Here is a 16,790-nt window from a genome sequence, read left to right on the forward strand (position 1 = left end):
GGCTGCTCGGCGGCTATGCTATGATCCGCGCCCTTTCAATCAGCCCCTCGGTACGAACTGCATAACCATGAGCAAGCGCGAACCCATCTACAAGGTGATTTTCCTCAATCAGGGTCAGGTGTACGAGATGTACGCCAAGCAGATCTTTCAAAGCGATCTGTGGGGCTTCCTGGAAGTAGAGGAATTCGTCTTCGGCGAGCGCACCCAGGTGGTCGTCGACCCCAGCGAGGAAAAGCTCAAGGCGCAATTTGACGGTGTGGTGCGCAGCTTTATTCCCATGCACGCGATCATCCGCATCGATGAAGTCGAGCGCCTGGGTACGCCGAAGATCAGTGATGCCAAGGGTGGTGGCAATGTCATGCCGTTCCCCATGCCGATGCCGGATAAGTGAAGCTGCTGCGCTCGACCATGCGGCGTTAAAAACTGGCTCGGCATGCTCATTTACACCAGTAAACTCCGCTGCCTCGCTGTTTTGATCAGCCGAAGGCTGTTACTAACGTAGCGCCTTGCCTGCTCTTCGCTCGCCACGCTTCACGCCAAAACGGTTTGACTACGGCAGCGGTGCGAACGGCGAGGTAAGGGTGTCGGCGTTCTGCAACTCCAGCAGGTAGTTGCGGAAGATCTGCCCGAGCACCTGGCTGGCGATTTCCAGCTCATCGCGCGGCATCTGTGCGGCAATCAGGTCAGCGCTATCCATGGCTTCGTCCGAGCCGTTCACCGCCGCCATTTTCAGCACGATATAGGCCTGCACGGCGTTTGCCGGTACGCCTTCGCCACGGAAGAACATCATGCCCAGGCGGTACTGCGATTGTGCATGGCCTTGCAGCGAGGCTTGCTCGAACCATTTCAGTGCCTGGCTGAGATCGCGTTCGATGCGTTTGCCGTCGTAATAGAACTCGCCCAGCTCGAACTCAGCTTGCAAGTCGCCATTGCGCGCAGCTTGCTCGCAGGCTTCGACAGCAGCGGGCAGTTCTTCGGCGGAGGTATTCAGGGAACAGCTGCCTGGCGCAGGGATCAGCAAGGAGTTGCCGCCCGCCGAAGCGAGCAGTGGCAGCAGGAGCAACAGGCAGCCCAGGGACAGGGTGCGGCCGGTGCGTTTCATGAAAATCCGTTTACCTCAGGATGCACAACAGGCGATGTGCCTGGCCGCCGGAACGCGGCAGCCATCACATTATGAAATAAGCAGCGCCGTTCTTACAAAGTCTTTACCGGGTTTTCTTCCGTGCGGCCAAGTTTTGCACTGCCAGGCAGGCTCAGTAGCAGCCAGGCCAGCAGTGGGTAGGCGGGTGTCAGCAGGGCGTGGAACAGGTCAACGCGGCGCAGCGAACCCATAAAGCCGTCAGTACCTACAGCCAGGCCAGCCAGCAGAAACAGTCCAACCACTGCAATCGCCGCGACGAGAGGGGCGCGCTTGGGCCACTGCACGGCACCGGCGTAGAGAATCAGCAGCAGGGTCGCCAGGTTGAGCAGCAGGCGGTAATCCTCCAGCAGGTTCATCTGGCGGAACAGTTCGAAGAACGCGCACAGCCCCAGCAGGATGCGTCCCCAGTTGGCGCGGCTCCACTGCCAACCCCGGCCCAGGGCGAGTGCGGCGGCGCCGAGCAACGGCAGGCCGAGAAAGCTGCTGGCTTGGATTAGCCACAAGTGCGCGGCCTGCGCGCTGGGGTCGATGCCAAAGCGAATCACCCCGACGGCTGCCGCAGCAGCCGGCAGGAGAAACCCCAACAGTGCGCAGAACAGTGCCGGCTGGTCACTCTCGCCATAGTGCTTGCGGGCTTTGCCGATGGCGATTGCGCAGGCCAGGCAGGCCAAGGCCAGCACGCCATCGGAAAGTGCCGTGCTGTACTGCATCAGGCGTTCTTCAGCGCAGCGAAGGCGCGCTCGGCGGCGTCCAGGGTGATGTTCAGCTCGGCATCGCCATGGGCGATGGAGGTGAAACCGGCCTCGAAGGCGCTCGGGGCCAGGTACACGCCACCCTCGAGCATCAGGTGGAAGAAGCGCTTGAAGCGCTCGGCATCGCTGGCCATCACATCGTCAAAGGTGACGATATCGTCGGCACCGCTGAAATACAGGCCGAACATACCGCCCGCCTGAGTGGTGACAAATGGGATGCCGGCGGCATCGGCGCGGTCTTGCAGGCCTTGCAGCATGCGGCTGGTGTAGTCGGTCAGCTCGGCGTGGAAGCCCGGGCGTTTGATCAGGCGCAGGGTGGTCAGGCCTGCAGCCATGGCCAGCGGGTTACCCGACAGAGTGCCGGCCTGGTACACCGGGCCGAGCGGGGCGATGCAATGCATGATTTCGCGCTTGCCGCCGAAGCAGCCGACTGGCATGCCGCCACCAATGATCTTGCCGAAGGTGGTCAGGTCCGGGGTGACGCCGTAATAGGCCTGGGCGCCGCCGAGGGCGACGCGGAAACCGGTCATCACTTCGTCGAAAATCAGCACCACGCCGTGTTTGTCGCACTGCTCGCGCAGGCCTTGCAGGTAGCCGGGTGCCGGCGGCACGCAGTTCATATTGCCGGCCACCGGCTCGACGATGATGCAGGCAACGGTCGAGCCAACTTCGCTGAGCATCTGCTCAACGGCGGCCAGGTCGTTGAACGGCAGGGTCAGGGTATGTTTGGCGAAGTCTGCCGGTACGCCGGCCGAGCTCGGTACGCCCTGGGTCAGCAGGCCGGAGCCGGCTTTCACCAGCAGGCTGTCGGAATGCCCGTGGTAGCAGCCTTCGAATTTGATGATGTTGTCGCGGCCGGTGTAACCACGGGCCAGACGGATGGCGCTCATGGTGGCCTCGGTGCCGGAGCTGACCATGCGCACCATGTCCATGGACGGCACCAGGCTGCACACCAGGTCGGCCATCTCGGTTTCCATGGCAGTTGGCGCGCCGTAGGACAGGCCGTGTTGCAGCTGGTTGCGCACCGCGTCGAGCACGTCCGGGTGGCTGTGGCCAAGGATCATCGGACCCCAGGAACCGACGTAGTCCACATAGCGCTTGTCGTCTTCATCGGTGACGTAGGCACCTTCGGCGTGTTTGAAGAACAGCGGAGTGCCGCCAACGCTTTTGAAAGCGCGCACCGGCGAGTTGACGCCACCAGGGATGTGCTTTTGCGCGTTGGCGAAGAGGGTTTCGGAACGGGACATGGCAGGGCCTCTCAAGCGGGGAGTTGGGGCGAGCCGGGCTGCCCCTGATGACGATTAGTTAGAAATAAACAGCGCGCTAAAGGCGCGGGCGCGGCGCTCGACTTCATCTGCCGAGTCGGCACCGAACAGGCCGTGTACCACGGCAACCATGCTGGCACCGTGGGCAATCAGCTCGGGTGCGTTCTCCAGGGTCACGCCGCCGATGGCGACAATTGGCAGGTTGACCCTGCTTTTCGCCGCCGTCAGCAAGGCGATGTCAGCCGAGGGCGCGCCAGGTTTTGTGGTGGAGTTGAAGAAACGGCCAAAGGCAACGTAATTGACGCCTTCCTTGGCAGCGGCTTCGGCCAGTTCCAGTTGGGCATGGCAGGTGCCGCCGATAATCGCCTGGCGGCCGAGCAAGGCGCGGGCGGCAGACAGCGAGCCGTCGCCCTGGCCGAGGTGCAGGCCTACACCCAAGCGTGCGGCCAGTTCGGCGTCGTCATTGATGATCAGTGCCGCGCCGTAGCGGTTGCACAGCTCGCGCAGGGCTTCGGCCTCGCGCAGGCGGCGGGCGTCATCGCTGGATTTGTCGCGATACTGCAGCAGCGTCGCGCCACCCTTGAGTGCCGCCTCGACGTAAGGCAGCAGCTTGCCCTTGAGCAATTCGCTGTCGGTGATGGCATACAGGCCACGCAGTTTCATCGGGTACTCCATCAACTGCTTCTATTAATAAGCATCCAGCGGCAGGCGGCGCGGGATGTACTGGCCGTGGCCCGGTTGTTCGGCGTCACGCAGGGTGCGCCAGGTGTAGTCGAGGGCGAACTGCACGGCGCTGACCAGTTCCTGACCCAATGCCAGGCGCCCGGCCAGGGTGCTGGCCAGGGTGCAGCCGGAACCGTGGTAGCTGCCGGGCAGGCGCTGGCAGGTAAAGGTGTGGCGGCTACCGTCACGCGAATACAGGCGGTTGTGCACTTCATGCTCATCGCCATGGCCGCCGGTGATCAGCAGGTGCTGGATATAGGGCAAGAGCTTCTCGGCGCACTGATCGGCCGTGCCGTCCGGCAGCTCGGCGAGGATGCGCGCTTCCGGCAGGTTCGGCGTGGCGATGGTGGCGACGGGCAGCAGGCGCTCGCGCATGGCGTAGCCGACTTCGTCCTTGCCCAGTGCGCCGCCGCCGCCAGCACGCAGCACCGGGTCACAGACCAGCGGGATACCCGGCAGGCGTTGCATGATTTCCAGTACGGTTTCGACCATCTCGACCGAGCCGAGCATGCCGAGCTTTACGGCCTCAACCGGCAGGTCGTTGATCACCGCATTGGCCTGGGCCAATACCCAGTCGCGGTCGAGCACACGGAAGTCGGAGACGTTGACGGTGTCCTGCACGGTCAGCGCGGTCACGGTGGGGGCAGCGTGACAGCCTTGGGCGAGCAGGGCTTCGATATCGGCTTGCAGGCCGGCACCACCACTGGGGTCATGACCGGACAGGCACAGCACTACGGGGCGAGAGGTAGGCGTTTTCATGGTGCGCGAGCTTACCACCAAACCACGGTTTGCAGACCCCGCAGTGGCAGGAAAGCCAGCCTGGTGGACGATCTGTCGCATGCCTGCACAGGGCCGCTGCCTTCGCCTGCAAAGGTCAAAAACTCCAGGCAGTTCTGGTTTTTCCTAGGGTTCTGGCGCAAGGGCCTATGCTAGAGTGCCAGCATCCCATTACACCGCATCCAGCAACGCACGATGGCGCTGCTGGCTTACCCTGGCTGAGCTGCATGCACTACATCCTTCTCTGTTTCTTTATGCTGGTGCCAGGGTTGGCCGGTGCATTGGTTTTTGATGAAAACACCCGCAGCCTGCCGCTCGGCAAGGCCATGGCAGTGTTCGAGGATGTGCGCGGCGATGCCAGCATTGAGGACATTACCTCGCCAGCCTTGCAGGGTAGTTTTCGTCAGCATGACAAGGGCGTGCTGAATGCCGGTTATTCGCGCTCGGTGTTCTGGCTGAGACTGGATCTGGAATACCGTCCGCAGCAAGGCAGCGTCACGCAGCCCTGGTTGCTGGAGTTGGCTTACCCACCGCTCGATCATGTGCAGCTGTATCTGCCCGATGCGACGGGCCGTTATCACTTGCGTCAGCACACCGGTGATGCCTTGCCGTTTTCCAGTCGCGAGATCAAACAGTACAACTACCTGTTCGAACTGCAATTGCCGCCGGGGCAGCCGCAGCGCGTCTTTCTACGTCTGGAAAGCCAGGGCTCGATCCAGGCACCGCTGACCCTATGGGCGCCCAACGCCTACCTGGAGGAGCAGCCGGCGCGCATCTATGTACTGGGCATCATCTACGGCGTGCTGCTGGTGATGCTGATCTACAACCTGTTTATCTTCCTCAGCGTACGCGACACCAGCTACCTGTATTACATCCTCTATATCGCCTCGTTCGGTTTTTACCAGCTGTCGGTCAACGGTGCGGCCATCGAATATTTCTGGCCCAACAGCCCCTGGTGGGCGAATGCGGCCACGCCATTTCTGATTGGCGCGGCGGCGTTGTTCGGCTGTCAGTTCGCACGCAGTTTCCTGCACACCGCTGAACACAGCCCCTGGGTTGATCGCGCGCTGTTGTTGTTGATGGCCTGCGGTGTGCTGGTGATGACCCTGGCCCTCACGGCCAGTTATGCGCTGTCGCTGCGTCTGGCCACCTACCTAGCCTTGCTGTTCACCGTGGTGATCTTCGCCGCCGGGATTCTCGCCTGGCTGCGCGGCATGCGTGTGGCGCGCTATTTCATCATTGCCTGGAGCGCCTTTCTGGCCGGCGGGGCGATCAATACCCTGATGGTGCTGGGCTATCTGCCGAACATGTTTCTCACCATGTATGCCAGTCAGATTGGCTCGGCGCTTGAGGTGGGCCTGCTCTCGCTGGCGTTGGCCGACCGCATCAACGCCATGAAGGAAGAGCGCACACGCATCCTCCAAGAGGCCGGGCTCAAGCTCGAAGCCTTCAACCAGGAACTGGCTACCAGCAATCGCCTCAAGGATGAATTCCTCGCCACCGTTACCCACGAACTGCGCACGCCGATGAACGGGGTTATCGGCTCGCTGGAGCTGATGCAGATGCTCAATATCGAGGGCGAGCTGGCGAATTATCAGAAAACCGCCGCCAGTTCAGCCCGCGACATGATGCGCATGGTCAATGACATCCTTGCCCTCACCGAGCTGCAGGCTGGGCGTCTGTATCCACGGCGCGAGCCTTTCAGTCTGCGTGGTCTGTTCGACGGTCTGCGCGCGCAATACGCGCCGCGTGCTGCAGAAAAAGGCCTGGGTTTTGTGCTGGAGCTGGATGACAGCCTGCCCGACACGCTCGAAGGTGATGCCAGCAAACTGCAGCAGAGCCTGGGCTGTCTGCTGGATAACGCCATCAAGTTCACCCTGCATGGTGAGGTGCGAGTGCGCGTCAGCCGTGGCGGTACGGCCAGCGACACCCTGCCGCTGTGTATCGAGGTGATCGATAGTGGCGTGGGCTTTGTGGTGCCGGCCGATGGCAAGCTGTATCAGCGCTTTCAGCAACTGGATGGTTCGATGACCCGCGAATACGGCGGCTTGGGTATTGGCCTGGCCATCTGCCGGCAGCTGGTTGACCTGCTGGGTGGCAACCTCAGCCATCAATCGCAGCCGGGGCAGGGCAGCTGCTTCCGTCTGGAGCTGCCGCTGGCCTTGCCGGTGCAGCTGGCAGCACCGGCTCAATTGCCGCCCAAGGTCACCGGGCCGGCGTTGCGCCAACCGGGGCAGTGCACGGTATTAATTGTCGAGGACAACGCGATCAATCAGCTGGTGACCCGCGGCATGTTGCTCAAATTGGGCTACCAGGTGCGTACCGCCGATAACGGCAGCGAGGCCCTGGATGTGCTGCGCAATGAGGCGGTCGATGCGGTGTTGCTGGATTGCCAGATGCCGGTGATGGACGGTTTTGCCACCTGCCGCGCGCTGCGCAATCTGCCCGGTTGTGAGGCCTTGCCGGTGCTGGCGATCACCGCCCACAGCCACAGCGGTGACCGTGAGCGCTGCCTGGCTGCCGGCATGAGTGATTACCTGGCCAAACCCGTGAAGTTCGAGCAACTGCGCAATCTGCTGCATGACTGGGTGCTCTGCCGTCCCGCATAGCGGCGTCTGGCTTGTAGGGGGCGCCGTGCGCACCACGGAGCCCGGCACATTCAGCTGAGTCCTCCAGGTTATATGCGTCAATGGTTGGCGCTTATGCCGCCTACTGTGCCCGGAATCGCCCTTTAGCCAAACTCTGAATCCTGATTCACTTGATGCATCGTGAATCAGGATTCAGACCATGGCTTATCGCGCCACCGCCCTGCGTATCGATCGTGATCAAGCATTGCGGGAGCGCATCATCAGCGCCGCCTTGGCACGTGTGGCCGACGGCGGCTTTGCCGCGCTGACCATGCACGCGCTGGCTGAGGATGTCGGCATTGCCACCGGCAGCCTGTACCGCCATGTACGCAGCAAGGGCGAGCTGGCGGCGGAAGTGTTTGCTGTGGCCAGCCAGCGTGAGGTCGATGCCCTGGCCGTCACCGTGCGCGGGCCGGGTAGCCCGGTGCAGCGTCTGGCCGAGGGGTTGCAGCGCTTTGCCGCGCGGGCCTGGGACAGCCGCCGCTTGGCTTTCGCCCTGATTGCCGAACCGGTTGATCCGGAAGTCGACGAGCAGCGCCTGTTCTACCGCGAAGCCTATGCCGATCTGTTCGTCGAGTTGCTGCAGGAGGGCGTCGCCCAAGGCGTGTTCCATGTGCAGCAGATCAACCTGGTCGCAGCCTGCCTGGTCGGCGCCATTGCCGAAGCCCTGGTCGGGCCGTTGTCGCCGCCTGCGCGTGCCGCCCGTGAAGCCGGATATCCCGCCCCCAGCCTGGCCGAAGTCAGCCAGGCCTTGGTCACCTTTTGCCTGCGTGCCGTGGGCGCCAATTTGCCCGAAGAGGAGCCTCAGCCATGAATGCCAGCCAACACGCCGAAACCCATGAAGTGTTCAACCAGGTGCCGCCGCTGGATGGCGCCAACCTGTACCGCGTTGACCTGCCGCTGCAGGAGTGGATCAAACGCTTTGGTGGTGGCTGGGCTGCGCAGCGCCTGGATGTATATGGCGCGCTGGCCGGCGGCGAGCTGATGGCCGCCGGTTTTCTCGCCAACGAAAACAAGCCGGTGTTCAAGAGCCACGACCGCTACGGTCACCGCGCCGATCTGGTGGAGTTTCACCCGGCCTATCACCAGTTGATGAGTGCAGCCATCGAGCATGGCTTGCCGTCCATGCCCTGGACCGACCCACGCGCTGGCGCCCAGGTGGCGCGCGCCGCCATGAGTTACCTGCACAGCCAGGCTGAGGCTGGCAGCGGTTGCCCGCTGACCATGACCTTTGCCAGCGTGCCCGCACTCAAGCTACAGGCCGATGTGGCCGAGAAGTGGTTGCCGAAAATTCTGTCTACCCAGTACGACCCGCGCAACCTGCCGGTCGAGCAGAAAACCGGTGCGACCATCGGCATGGCCATGACCGAAAAGCAGGGCGGCACCGATGTGCGCGCCAACACCACGCGCGCCTACCCGGTGGGCCTCGGTGGTCCCGGTCAGGCTTATGAGCTGGTGGGGCACAAGTGGTTCTGCTCGGCGCCGATGTGCGACGCCTTTCTGACCCTGGCGTATACCGCCAAGGGCCTGACCTGCTTTCTGCTACCGCGCCACCGGCCGGACGGCACGCGCAACGAGTTCTATATCCAGCGCCTGAAAAACAAGCTGGGCAACTGGTCGAACGCCTCCAGTGAAGTGGAGTTTCGCGGTGCGCTGGCCTGGATGGTTGGTGAAGAAGGCCGTGGCGTGCCGACCATTATCGAAATGGTCGCGCTGACCCGTTTCGACTGCATGATCGGCTCCAGCGCGCTGATGCGTCAGGCCCTGACTCAGGCCGCGCACCATTGCGCGCACCGTCAGGTCGGTGGTCGGGTACTCAGCGAGCAGCCACTGATGCAGAACGTACTGGCTGATCTGGCCCTAGAAAGCGAAGCCGCGCTGGCGCTGACCATGCGCATGGGCAAGGCGCTGGATAACCCGCACGATGAGCAGGAAGACAAGTTCGCCCGCCTGGTCACCGCCGTGGGCAAGTATTGGATCTGCAAACGCGCGCCGGCCATGATCAACGAGGCCGCCGAGTGCATGGGCGGTGCCGGGTATGTCGAGGACACCATTCTGCCAAGGCTGTACCGCGAAGCACCGGTCAACTCGACCTGGGAAGGCTCGGGCAACGTGCAGTGCCTGGACGTGCTGCGTGCGCTGTCCAAGGAGCCGGGCGTGCTTGATGCGCTGTTTGCCGAGCTGGGCGACGGTCACGGCGATGCGCGGCTGAAAGCCCATATTGTGCAACTGCAGGCGGATTTCCGCGACACCGCCGATATCCAGTACCGCGCCCGTCAGCTCACCGAGGACGTAGCCCTGGCATTGCAAGCCAAGCTGCTGCTGGAGGCCGGCAATTCGGTGGTAAGCGATGCCTTTATCGCCAGCCGTCTGGGCGGTCAGGGCGGGCGGGTCTACGGCACCTTGCCGCGTGGGGTGAATGTCGAGGCGCTGGTGGCGCGCAGTACGCCGCACCTGATCTGAGGCCTGAACATGCACGGCAGTCTGTTTGAGGGCTTAAAGCTCTGGCTGACCGGCGATATTGCGGCGGATTACGGTATCTCCCAGCTGCAGGCTGCAGCCGGGGTGGCGAGCTTCAGCAGTCAGCCGCCGGCTGTGCACTTCAATCCGCTTGGCGGTGTGCATGGCGGTTACACCGCCACGCTGTTCGATGCTGCGCTGGGGTTGGCGGTGTATTCGCTGGCTAGTGCCGAGGAGGTCTTCGTGACCGCCAGCCTGCAGGTGAATTACCTGCGCCCGATTGGTCTTGCGGCCTTGCCGCTGCATACCGAAGCCTGCGTGCAGCAGCGCGAAGGGCGACAGGTCGCGGTACAGGCCACGCTGCATGATGCCCAGGGGCAACTATGCGCCACCGCCAGTGCGGTATTCACCTGCTTGCGAGGTTCGTCACAGGCTACAGGCTGAGGCCTGCCTGGCGGAGGTGCTGTTAACAGGCTCTGCCGGTTGCGATCCGGCAGGCGCGCTTCAGCGGCGCTGCCAGATCAGCTTGCCGGTGTTGCTTTCGGTCACCAGGTACTGGTCGCTGAAGTGGTAGCGGGCGGCCGGCTGGTAGTCGTTCTGGCCTTGCAGCTGCACTTCCAATAAGCCGGTGTGGGTGGTTATCCAGCGGCCGGTGTATTGCAACTCGCCGGGGGCGTCGTAGTTCCAGTCGGCGCCGCCCGCGACGGTACGGCTCCATTGGCTCACGCCGCCATCAACGGTCAGTTGCAGAATCATCTGGGTGGTCATCGAGGCGAAGTTGGCACCGCCGCTGTTGGTGATTTTTTCATGCACCCAGGTGCCGATCAGTGCCGGGTCGCGGAATTGGCGATTGGCCTTGCTGGCGATGGCGGCGTCGCTGAACGTCTGGCGATGGAACACGGCACTGCGCTCCAGGGTTTCGCCCGTGCGCGGGTTGCGCGCGGCGATGTGGCTGTTGAGCACGCCGTTGGTATAGGTGGCCGTCATGTTGGCGATTGCCTGTCCGGATTGTGTTTCGCGGATCTGCGCTGTGAGCAACTGTCCGTCGAAGCTGCCGCTTATCTGTAGGCGCAACCGGCCCCCTTCGACGTATTCACCACTGACCTGTGGCCCCTGGCTGCGCAGGTGCAGCTCGGCGGGTTGTCCGTCCAGGGTGGCCAGGTAGTGACCGTCCAGGCTGTCGGCCAGTAGCAGGCTCGGCAGTAAACTCAGGAGCAGGATGAACAGGGCGCGCGGCATGCGGTGTCCTCGGGGCAATGGGTGCAACAAGATTAGCGGGTATTGGGTGACTGGGTGGTCAACGCCGCGCTATCCCAAGCGCGGTGGATCAGGGCAAGATAGAGCCTGTCCGATCAGCCAGGAAGATGCCTTGTGAGCCTTTGTTCCGATGACTTCGTTGTCGCCACCACCGCCGAAGAGGCGGTGGATCGCCTTGCCGCGTTGCACCAGCAGGCTACCAGCGCCCTCAGTCAGGCGCTCAAGCGCTACCTCAAAGAGCGCGTCAAACCCGATGCCGCCCAGCACTGCCTGTTCCGCTATCCCGAACTGCGTCTGACCTACCTGTGCCAGGGCGAGGTGCCGACCACCGTGCGTGCCTACGCCAAGGTACAGGTGCCAGGCACCTACGCTATCACCGTGACCCAGCCGGCGGCCTTCCGCAAATACCTGCTGGAGCAGCTGCGCCCATTGATGAACGACTTCACCCTGCGTGTGGAGGTCGGCCGCAGCCAGCAGAACATTCCTTACCCGTACGTGGTCGAGGGCGGCGATGAACTGGCCGGCAGCGGTGTGACCGCCGCCGAGCTGGCGCGCGTATTCCCCAGCACCGACCTGTCCGCCGCCACCGATGGCACCGCCGATGGCCTGTACGACTGGGAGAACATCGACCCGCTGCCGCTGGCACTGTTCGATGCGGCGCGCACCGACTTCTCGCTCAAGCGCATCCAGCACTACACCGGCAGCGACTGGCGCCACGTGCAGCCGTGGATCCTGCTGACCAACTACCACCGTTACGTCGACCAGTTCATCCGCCACGGCCTGGATATGCTGGTGGGCGACTCACGCTTCACCCGCATGGTGCTGCCGGGCAATGTGGTGGTCGAGCGTGGCATGGCCGAAGGCGAGATGCAGGCGATCATCGAGAACGTGGTCTGGCACCGCTATCAGATGCCGGCCTACCACCTGCAGGCCGAGGATGGCCATGGCATTACCCTGGTCAACATCGGCGTCGGCCCGTCCAACGCCAAGAACATCACCGACCACCTGGCCGTGCTGCGCCCGCATTGCTGGCTGATGATCGGCCACTGCGGCGGCCTGCGTCAGTCGCAGACCATCGGCGACTACGTGCTGGCTCACGCCTATATGCGCCGCGACGGCATTCTCGACCGCGTACTGCCGCCGCATATCCCGCTGCCGGCGCTGGCCGAAGTGCAGCAGGCATTGCAGCAGGCGGCCAAGCTGGTGACTGGTGAAGAGGGCGACGAGCTGAAAAAGCGCCTGCGCACCGGCACCGTGCTGACCTACGACGACCGCAACTGGGAGCTGCGCTGGGCCCAGGAGCGGCCGCTGATCAATCTGTCGCGCGCGGTCGCGGTGGATATGGAAAGCGGCACTATCGCCGCCCAGGGCTATCGTCTGCGGGTGCCCTACGGCACGCTGCTGTGCGTGTCGGACAAACCGCTGCACAGCGAGATCAAACTGCCTGGCGCGGCCGGTGCTTTCTATGAGCGCGCCGTGACCCAGCACCTGCATATCGGCATCACTGCGCTGGAGTTGATGCGTAGCCAGCTCAACTCGCTGCACTCGCGCAAGTTGCGCAGCTTCGACGAACCGCCGTTCCGTTAGGTCGGGTTGAGGCGCGTAGCGTCGAAGTCAACAGCCAGTGAGCGTTTCCTGTTGGGCTTCACAGGCTCAGCCCAACCTACGCTTTGCTTGCTGCGCTGCCGTTCAGGGCGTTTTCCAGCCAGTTGCAGAAGCTGCGGGTCAGTGGATCGCCCTCACTGTCGCGGTGCACCAACCAGGCCCAGTTGGGGCCGCGCACTGTCTGTTGCGCCAGCGGTTGCAGTAGGCCGTTACGCCGAGCCTGGTCAGCCAGCAACTGGCTGACCAGGGCGATGCCCAGGCCTTGGCTGGCGGCATCCAGCAGCAGGCCAGGGTCGGAGAAGTTAAGTCCGTTGCTCTGCTGGCCTACAGCCTGCCCGCCCTGGACTGCCCAATGACTCCAATCCATCTCTCGTTCGCCATGCAGGGTGCAGCGCTCGTCTGGTTGTTGCACCAGCAGGCTGGGGTGGGCCGCCGGATAGAGGCGGTCTTCCAGCAACACGCGAAAGCTGCACTCGGCCTGGGCGGTGAGGTCGTCACGCACGGCAATGTCGATGGTCTGAGTGGCCATGTCCGGCACCTCATCGCTGGTGAACAGCCACAGGTCGATCTCCGGGTGCAGGCGATGAAACTCACCCAGGCGTGGCACCAGCCAGTGGCGGGCGAAGGCCGGCGTGGTGTTGACCACCAGTTGGTTGGGCTTGCGGTACTGCTCCAGGCGACGGATGCCCACGGCCAGTTGCTGCAGCAGCGACTGGGTGGTGCTGAGCAGGTCATGCCCGGCATCGGTGAGGCTGACGCTGCGCCCGCTGCGGTAGAACAGCGGCTGTTCGAGAAAGCTTTCCAGGCTACGGATCTGCTGGCTGATCGCCGACTGGGTCAGGTGCAGTTCCTCGGCGGCCTTGTGGAAGCTGCCCAGGCGGGCGGCGGCTTCGAAGCCGCGCAGGGCGTTTAGCGGGGGCCAGTGTTTCAACATGATTGATAAGTCCAGCTAATCAGATTTGTACAAAATCTATCGTTTGTTACGGCATTTTTACAGGCCTAGCATGCAAGTCATCACCGCATTCGCGGTTTTCAGTGAAAACAAAGACTTAACTGAAGGCACTTGTATGCAGCATAACGCAGTCGCAGAAAACGCTTGGTTCATGCCCGCTGAATGGGTTCCGCACGCCGCCACCTGGATGGTCTGGCCGCATAACCAAGGGCTGTGGGAGTCCGGCTGGGGCGTGACCCTGACCGAGGTGCAGGTGGACTTCGCCCGGGTGGCCAACGCCATTGCTCGCTTCGAGCCGGTAAAGATGGTGGTTGATCCATCGGCAGCGCTGCGTGCCCGTGAGTTGTGCGGGCCGAACATCGAGCTGATCGAGTTGGCCGTCAACGACAGCTGGTGCCGCGACTCCGGGCCGAGCTTTGTCTGCCATCCGCAGCGTGGGGTGGCCGGGGTTAGCTGGCGCTTCAATGCCTGGGGCGGCAAATCCGCGCATGATCTGGATGAGAGCCTGGCGCGGCGTATTCTCAACGGCCTGGGCATGGATTGCTTCGGCACGCCGCTCTCCAACGAAGGCGGGGCGATCCATGTGGATGGCGACGGCACGCTGATCACCACCGAATCGGTGCTGCTCAACCCCAATCGCAATCCGGGCATGAACAAGGCCGAGATGGAAGAAATCTTCGCCCGCCTGCTGGGCGTGAAGAAGACCATCTGGCTACCGGGTGACCCGCAGTATGTGACGGGCGATATGACCGACGGCCATATCGACGGCGTGTGTGCCTTCGCCAAACCCGGCGCGCTGCTGGTGGACGCCACCCGCGATCAGAGCTCGGTGTACGCCGAAGTCGTGCGCGAAAACCGTCGCGCCCTGGAGCTGGCCACCGATGCCCGTGGCCGCACGTTCGAGCTGCTCGAACTGTACGAGGCCAGCGACGCGGTGGACACCGAAGCCGAGGTGTTCTGCGCCTCCTACACCAACTTCTACATCTGCAACGGCGCGATCATCATGCCGGCCTACGGCATTGCCGCCGACGAGGAAGCGGCGGCGACCCTGCGTATGGCCTTCCCGGGCCGCGAAGTGGTGCCGGTGCAGATCAACCAGCTGGCCCATGGCGGCGGTGGCGTGCATTGCATCACTCAACAGCAGCCGGCTTGGCCGTTGAGGGGGTGAGGGCATGAGCAAACTGACTGTCGCCACCACCCAGTTCGCCTGCAGCTGGAACCTTGAGCAGAACCTCGACCAGGCCGAGCGCCTGGTGCGTGAGGCAGCTGCAAAAGGCGCGCAACTGATCCTGTTGCAGGAACTGTTCGCCACCCCGTACTTCTGCATTGAGCAGGACCACAAGCACCTGGCGCTGGCCGAGGAATACAGCCAGAGCCGCGTGCTCAAGCGCTTCGCCGCCCTGGCCAAGGAACTTGGCGTGGTGCTGCCGTTGTCCTGGTTCGAGAAGGCCGGCAATGCCTGTTTCAATTCGCTGAGCGTGGCCGACGCCGATGGCCGCCTGCTTGGGGTGTACCGCAAGACCCATATCCCCAACGCCATCGGCTACCAGGAGAAGGAATATTTCAGCCCCGGTGATACCGGCTTCAAGGTCTGGGACACCGCCTTCGGCCGCATCGGCGTGGCCATCTGCTGGGACCAATGGTTCCCCGAAACAGCGCGTTGCCTGGCCCTGCAAGGTGCCGAAGTGCTGCTGTTTCCCACCGCCATCGGCTCCGAACCGGGGGCGCAAACGCTGGACTCGCGTGACCACTGGCAACTGACCCAGCGTGGCCACGCCGCCGCCAACATCCTGCCGGTGATCGCCGCCAACCGCGTCGGCCGTGAAGTGGCGAGCAGCGATCCAGCCTTGCAGATGAGTTTCTACGGCTCGTCCTTTATCACCGACCACAAGGGCAAGTTGCTCGCCGAGGCTGACCGCGACAGCTGCGGCGTGCTGGTGCGTGAACTGGATCTGGCCGCCATGCGTGAGGAACGCCTGACCTGGGGCATCTACCGCGACCGCCGCCCGGAAATGTACGGCCCGCTGCTGGGCCTGGACGGGCGGCAAACCCATGTGCGCTGGAATCACCAAGGAGTCTGAGCATGAAACCTGTTAACGCATTGCTGATTGGCTCGCTGAGTCTCGTCCTGGGTTGTGCCCAGGCCTGGGGTAAGACCGAGGAAAAGACCCTGCGCCTGTACAACTGGGCCGACTATTTTGCTGAGGACACCCTGGCTAACTTCACTAAGGAGACTGGCATCCGGGTGATCTACGACGTCATGGAAGGCAGCGAAACGCTGGAAGCCAAGATGATGGCCGGCAACAGCGGTTATGACCTGATCTTCCCTGGCGACACCGTGGCCGAACGGCTGATGCGTGCCGGCGCGTTGCAGAAGTTGGACAAGTCCAAACTCGACCATCTGGATGAGATCGAGCCGGGCCTGCGCAATTTGCAGACCCAGTACCCTTACTCGCGGCATGCCACAGTGCCTTACACCTGGGGCAGCATTGGCATTACCTATAATGCCGCGATGATCGAGCAGCGTATGCATGACGCGCCGGTCAACAGCCTCGACCTGCTGTTCAAGCCGGAAAACGCGGCCAAGTTCGCCGACTGCGGCATCTCGATGATCGACTCACCGGACGAAGTGCTGGCCGTGGTGCTCAACTACCTGGGGCGTTCACCGCGCAGCGCCAAGCCGGACGACCTCAAGGCTGCCGGTGAGCTGCTGGCGGGGATCAAACCCTATATCCGCAAGTTCCAGTCGCAGCCGGTTACCGATCTGGTCAATGGCGATCTGTGCCTGTCGCTTGGTTACAGCGGTGATGTCACCCAGGCTCAGCGCACTGCGGTCGGAGCCGGCAAACAGGTGGATTTCCGTTTCCATATCCCACGCGAAGGCACCACGGTCTGGATGGACACCATGGCCATTCCGGTGGATGCCCGGCACCCGGAATATGCCTATGCCTTTATCAATTTCGTCATGCGTCCTGCGCATATGGCAGCGATCAGCAACTTCACCGGCTACCCGACAGCGAGTGCCACCGCCCGACCGCTGGTCGATGCCGACATGCGTAACAACCCGGATATCTATGTCGATCAGGCCGTTTACGCGCGGCTGATCCCCGGCAAGGACATTCCCCAGCGTGACATGCGTGCGCGCATGCGTGCCTGGAGCCAATTCAAAACGGCCCGTAGTCACTGAACCGCTGCCAGCCCCTCACCCGTCACAGCCACCTCACAGAGAGC

General features: G+C 63.1%; 16 protein-coding genes. 9 read left to right on the forward strand and 7 right to left on the reverse strand.

Annotated features, from left to right (window positions below; all coding sequences use genetic code 11):
* The first annotated feature begins 67 nt into the window (after window positions 1-67).
* Entirely contained in the window at window positions 68-391 is a 324-nt protein-coding gene (locus tag ACOCLD_RS06430) for a DUF1820 family protein (RefSeq protein WP_108486963.1), read from the forward strand.
* 159 nt (window positions 392-550) lie between these two features.
* Here ACOCLD_RS06430 and ACOCLD_RS06435 read toward each other — a convergent pair whose 3' ends face one another.
* From ACOCLD_RS06435 to ACOCLD_RS06455, 5 genes are all read right to left on the reverse strand, one after another.
* Window positions 551-1,102: a tetratricopeptide repeat protein gene (locus ACOCLD_RS06435; RefSeq protein ID WP_422911278.1), complete on the reverse strand. Its 552-nt coding sequence runs from the start codon at window positions 1,100-1,102 to the stop codon at window positions 551-553.
* Window positions 1,103-1,194: 92 nt separating this feature from the next.
* Entirely contained in the window at window positions 1,195-1,851 is a 657-nt protein-coding gene (locus ACOCLD_RS06440) for a hypothetical protein (RefSeq protein WP_422911279.1), read from the reverse strand.
* Entirely contained in the window at window positions 1,851-3,140 is a 1,290-nt protein-coding gene (gene hemL / locus ACOCLD_RS06445) for a glutamate-1-semialdehyde 2,1-aminomutase (protein ID WP_257777065.1), read from the reverse strand. Before hemL ends, ACOCLD_RS06440 begins: the two co-directional genes overlap by 1 nt.
* A 54-nt stretch (window positions 3,141-3,194) precedes the next feature.
* On the reverse strand, window positions 3,195-3,821 hold the full coding sequence (gene thiE / locus ACOCLD_RS06450; protein ID WP_422911280.1) for a thiamine phosphate synthase: 627 nt from the start codon (window positions 3,819-3,821) through the stop codon (window positions 3,195-3,197).
* 24 nt (window positions 3,822-3,845) lie between these two features.
* Entirely contained in the window at window positions 3,846-4,640 is a 795-nt protein-coding gene (locus ACOCLD_RS06455) for a hydroxymethylpyrimidine/phosphomethylpyrimidine kinase (RefSeq protein ID WP_422911281.1), read from the reverse strand.
* Window positions 4,641-4,885: 245 nt separating this feature from the next.
* Here ACOCLD_RS06455 and ACOCLD_RS06460 point away from each other — a divergent pair, with 245 nt between their 5' ends.
* The 4 genes from ACOCLD_RS06460 to ACOCLD_RS06475 all read left to right on the forward strand — a co-directional run bounded on the left by ACOCLD_RS06460 (window position 4,886) and on the right by ACOCLD_RS06475 (window position 10,189).
* Window positions 4,886-7,267 carry a 7TM diverse intracellular signaling domain-containing protein gene (locus ACOCLD_RS06460; protein WP_422911282.1) on the forward strand — a complete coding sequence of 794 codons (2,382 nt, stop codon included), beginning with the start codon at window positions 4,886-4,888 and terminating at the stop codon, window positions 7,265-7,267.
* Between the two features lie 178 nt (window positions 7,268-7,445).
* On the forward strand, window positions 7,446-8,099 hold the full coding sequence (locus ACOCLD_RS06465; RefSeq protein ID WP_422911283.1) for a TetR/AcrR family transcriptional regulator: 654 nt from the start codon (window positions 7,446-7,448) through the stop codon (window positions 8,097-8,099).
* Complete coding sequence (locus ACOCLD_RS06470) at window positions 8,096-9,748, forward strand: acyl-CoA dehydrogenase family protein (protein ID WP_422911284.1); 1,653 nt, start codon at window positions 8,096-8,098, stop codon at window positions 9,746-9,748. The genes ACOCLD_RS06465 and ACOCLD_RS06470 overlap by 4 nt, the downstream gene beginning before the upstream one ends.
* Window positions 9,749-9,757: 9 nt before the next feature.
* Window positions 9,758-10,189 carry a PaaI family thioesterase gene (locus ACOCLD_RS06475; protein ID WP_422911285.1) on the forward strand — a complete coding sequence of 144 codons (432 nt, stop codon included), beginning with the start codon at window positions 9,758-9,760 and terminating at the stop codon, window positions 10,187-10,189.
* Between the two features lie 60 nt (window positions 10,190-10,249).
* On the opposite strand, the gene ACOCLD_RS06480 is transcribed toward ACOCLD_RS06475, so the two are convergent.
* Window positions 10,250-10,984 (reverse strand): hypothetical protein, encoded by a 735-nt coding sequence (locus tag ACOCLD_RS06480; protein WP_422911286.1) that lies wholly within the window; start codon window positions 10,982-10,984, stop codon window positions 10,250-10,252.
* A 132-nt stretch (window positions 10,985-11,116) separates the two neighbouring features.
* Between ACOCLD_RS06480 and amn the strand changes: the two genes are divergently transcribed.
* Window positions 11,117-12,589: an AMP nucleosidase gene (gene amn, locus ACOCLD_RS06485; RefSeq protein WP_233683721.1), complete on the forward strand. Its 1,473-nt coding sequence runs from the start codon at window positions 11,117-11,119 to the stop codon at window positions 12,587-12,589.
* 76 nt (window positions 12,590-12,665) lie between these two features.
* Here amn and ACOCLD_RS06490 read toward each other — a convergent pair whose 3' ends face one another.
* Complete coding sequence (locus tag ACOCLD_RS06490; protein ID WP_422911287.1) at window positions 12,666-13,541, reverse strand: LysR substrate-binding domain-containing protein; 876 nt, start codon at window positions 13,539-13,541, stop codon at window positions 12,666-12,668.
* A 133-nt stretch (window positions 13,542-13,674) separates the two neighbouring features.
* On the opposite strand from ACOCLD_RS06490, the gene ACOCLD_RS06495 reads away from it, so the two are divergent.
* Genes ACOCLD_RS06495 through ACOCLD_RS06505 form a run of 3 tightly spaced genes read left to right on the forward strand, consistent with a single transcriptional unit; the run spans window position 13,675 to window position 16,746 of the window.
* Window positions 13,675-14,727: an agmatine deiminase family protein gene (locus ACOCLD_RS06495; RefSeq protein ID WP_422911288.1), complete on the forward strand. Its 1,053-nt coding sequence runs from the start codon at window positions 13,675-13,677 to the stop codon at window positions 14,725-14,727.
* A 4-nt stretch (window positions 14,728-14,731) separates the two neighbouring features.
* A complete protein-coding gene (aguB, locus tag ACOCLD_RS06500; protein WP_422911289.1) occupies window positions 14,732-15,640 on the forward strand; it encodes an N-carbamoylputrescine amidase in 909 nt (302 codons plus the stop codon).
* Between the two features lie 2 nt (window positions 15,641-15,642).
* Window positions 15,643-16,746 (forward strand): extracellular solute-binding protein, encoded by a 1,104-nt coding sequence (locus ACOCLD_RS06505; RefSeq protein WP_422911290.1) that lies wholly within the window; start codon window positions 15,643-15,645, stop codon window positions 16,744-16,746.
* The last annotated feature ends 44 nt before the right edge of the window (window positions 16,747-16,790 follow it).

This window comes from Pseudomonas cimarronensis (genome assembly GCF_049331905.1).
Taxonomy (GTDB): Bacteria; Pseudomonadota; Gammaproteobacteria; order Pseudomonadales; family Pseudomonadaceae; genus Aquipseudomonas.

Excerpts from the sequence above, each read along its gene's own strand:
- ACOCLD_RS06490 (WP_422911287.1), bottom strand. The coding sequence starts at position 13,541 with ATGTTGAAACACTGGCCCCCGCTAAACGCCCTGCGCGGCTTCGAAGCC.
- ACOCLD_RS06440 (WP_422911279.1), bottom strand. The coding sequence starts at position 1,851 with ATGCAGTACAGCACGGCACTTTCCGATGGCGTGCTGGCCTTGGCCTGC.
- aguB (WP_422911289.1), top strand. The coding sequence starts at position 14,732 with ATGAGCAAACTGACTGTCGCCACCACCCAGTTCGCCTGCAGCTGGAAC.
- thiE (WP_422911280.1), bottom strand. The coding sequence starts at position 3,821 with ATGAAACTGCGTGGCCTGTATGCCATCACCGACAGCGAATTGCTCAAG.
- ACOCLD_RS06430 (WP_108486963.1), top strand. The coding sequence starts at position 68 with ATGAGCAAGCGCGAACCCATCTACAAGGTGATTTTCCTCAATCAGGGT.
- ACOCLD_RS06455 (WP_422911281.1), bottom strand. The coding sequence starts at position 4,640 with ATGAAAACGCCTACCTCTCGCCCCGTAGTGCTGTGCCTGTCCGGTCAT.
- ACOCLD_RS06460 (WP_422911282.1), top strand. The coding sequence starts at position 4,886 with ATGCACTACATCCTTCTCTGTTTCTTTATGCTGGTGCCAGGGTTGGCC.
- ACOCLD_RS06475 (WP_422911285.1), top strand. The coding sequence starts at position 9,758 with ATGCACGGCAGTCTGTTTGAGGGCTTAAAGCTCTGGCTGACCGGCGAT.
- ACOCLD_RS06470 (WP_422911284.1), top strand. The coding sequence starts at position 8,096 with ATGAATGCCAGCCAACACGCCGAAACCCATGAAGTGTTCAACCAGGTG.
- ACOCLD_RS06435 (WP_422911278.1), bottom strand. The coding sequence starts at position 1,102 with ATGAAACGCACCGGCCGCACCCTGTCCCTGGGCTGCCTGTTGCTCCTG.
- ACOCLD_RS06480 (WP_422911286.1), bottom strand. The coding sequence starts at position 10,984 with ATGCCGCGCGCCCTGTTCATCCTGCTCCTGAGTTTACTGCCGAGCCTG.
- hemL (WP_257777065.1), bottom strand. The coding sequence starts at position 3,140 with ATGTCCCGTTCCGAAACCCTCTTCGCCAACGCGCAAAAGCACATCCCT.
- ACOCLD_RS06465 (WP_422911283.1), top strand. The coding sequence starts at position 7,446 with ATGGCTTATCGCGCCACCGCCCTGCGTATCGATCGTGATCAAGCATTG.
- ACOCLD_RS06495 (WP_422911288.1), top strand. The coding sequence starts at position 13,675 with ATGCAGCATAACGCAGTCGCAGAAAACGCTTGGTTCATGCCCGCTGAA.
- ACOCLD_RS06505 (WP_422911290.1), top strand. The coding sequence starts at position 15,643 with ATGAAACCTGTTAACGCATTGCTGATTGGCTCGCTGAGTCTCGTCCTG.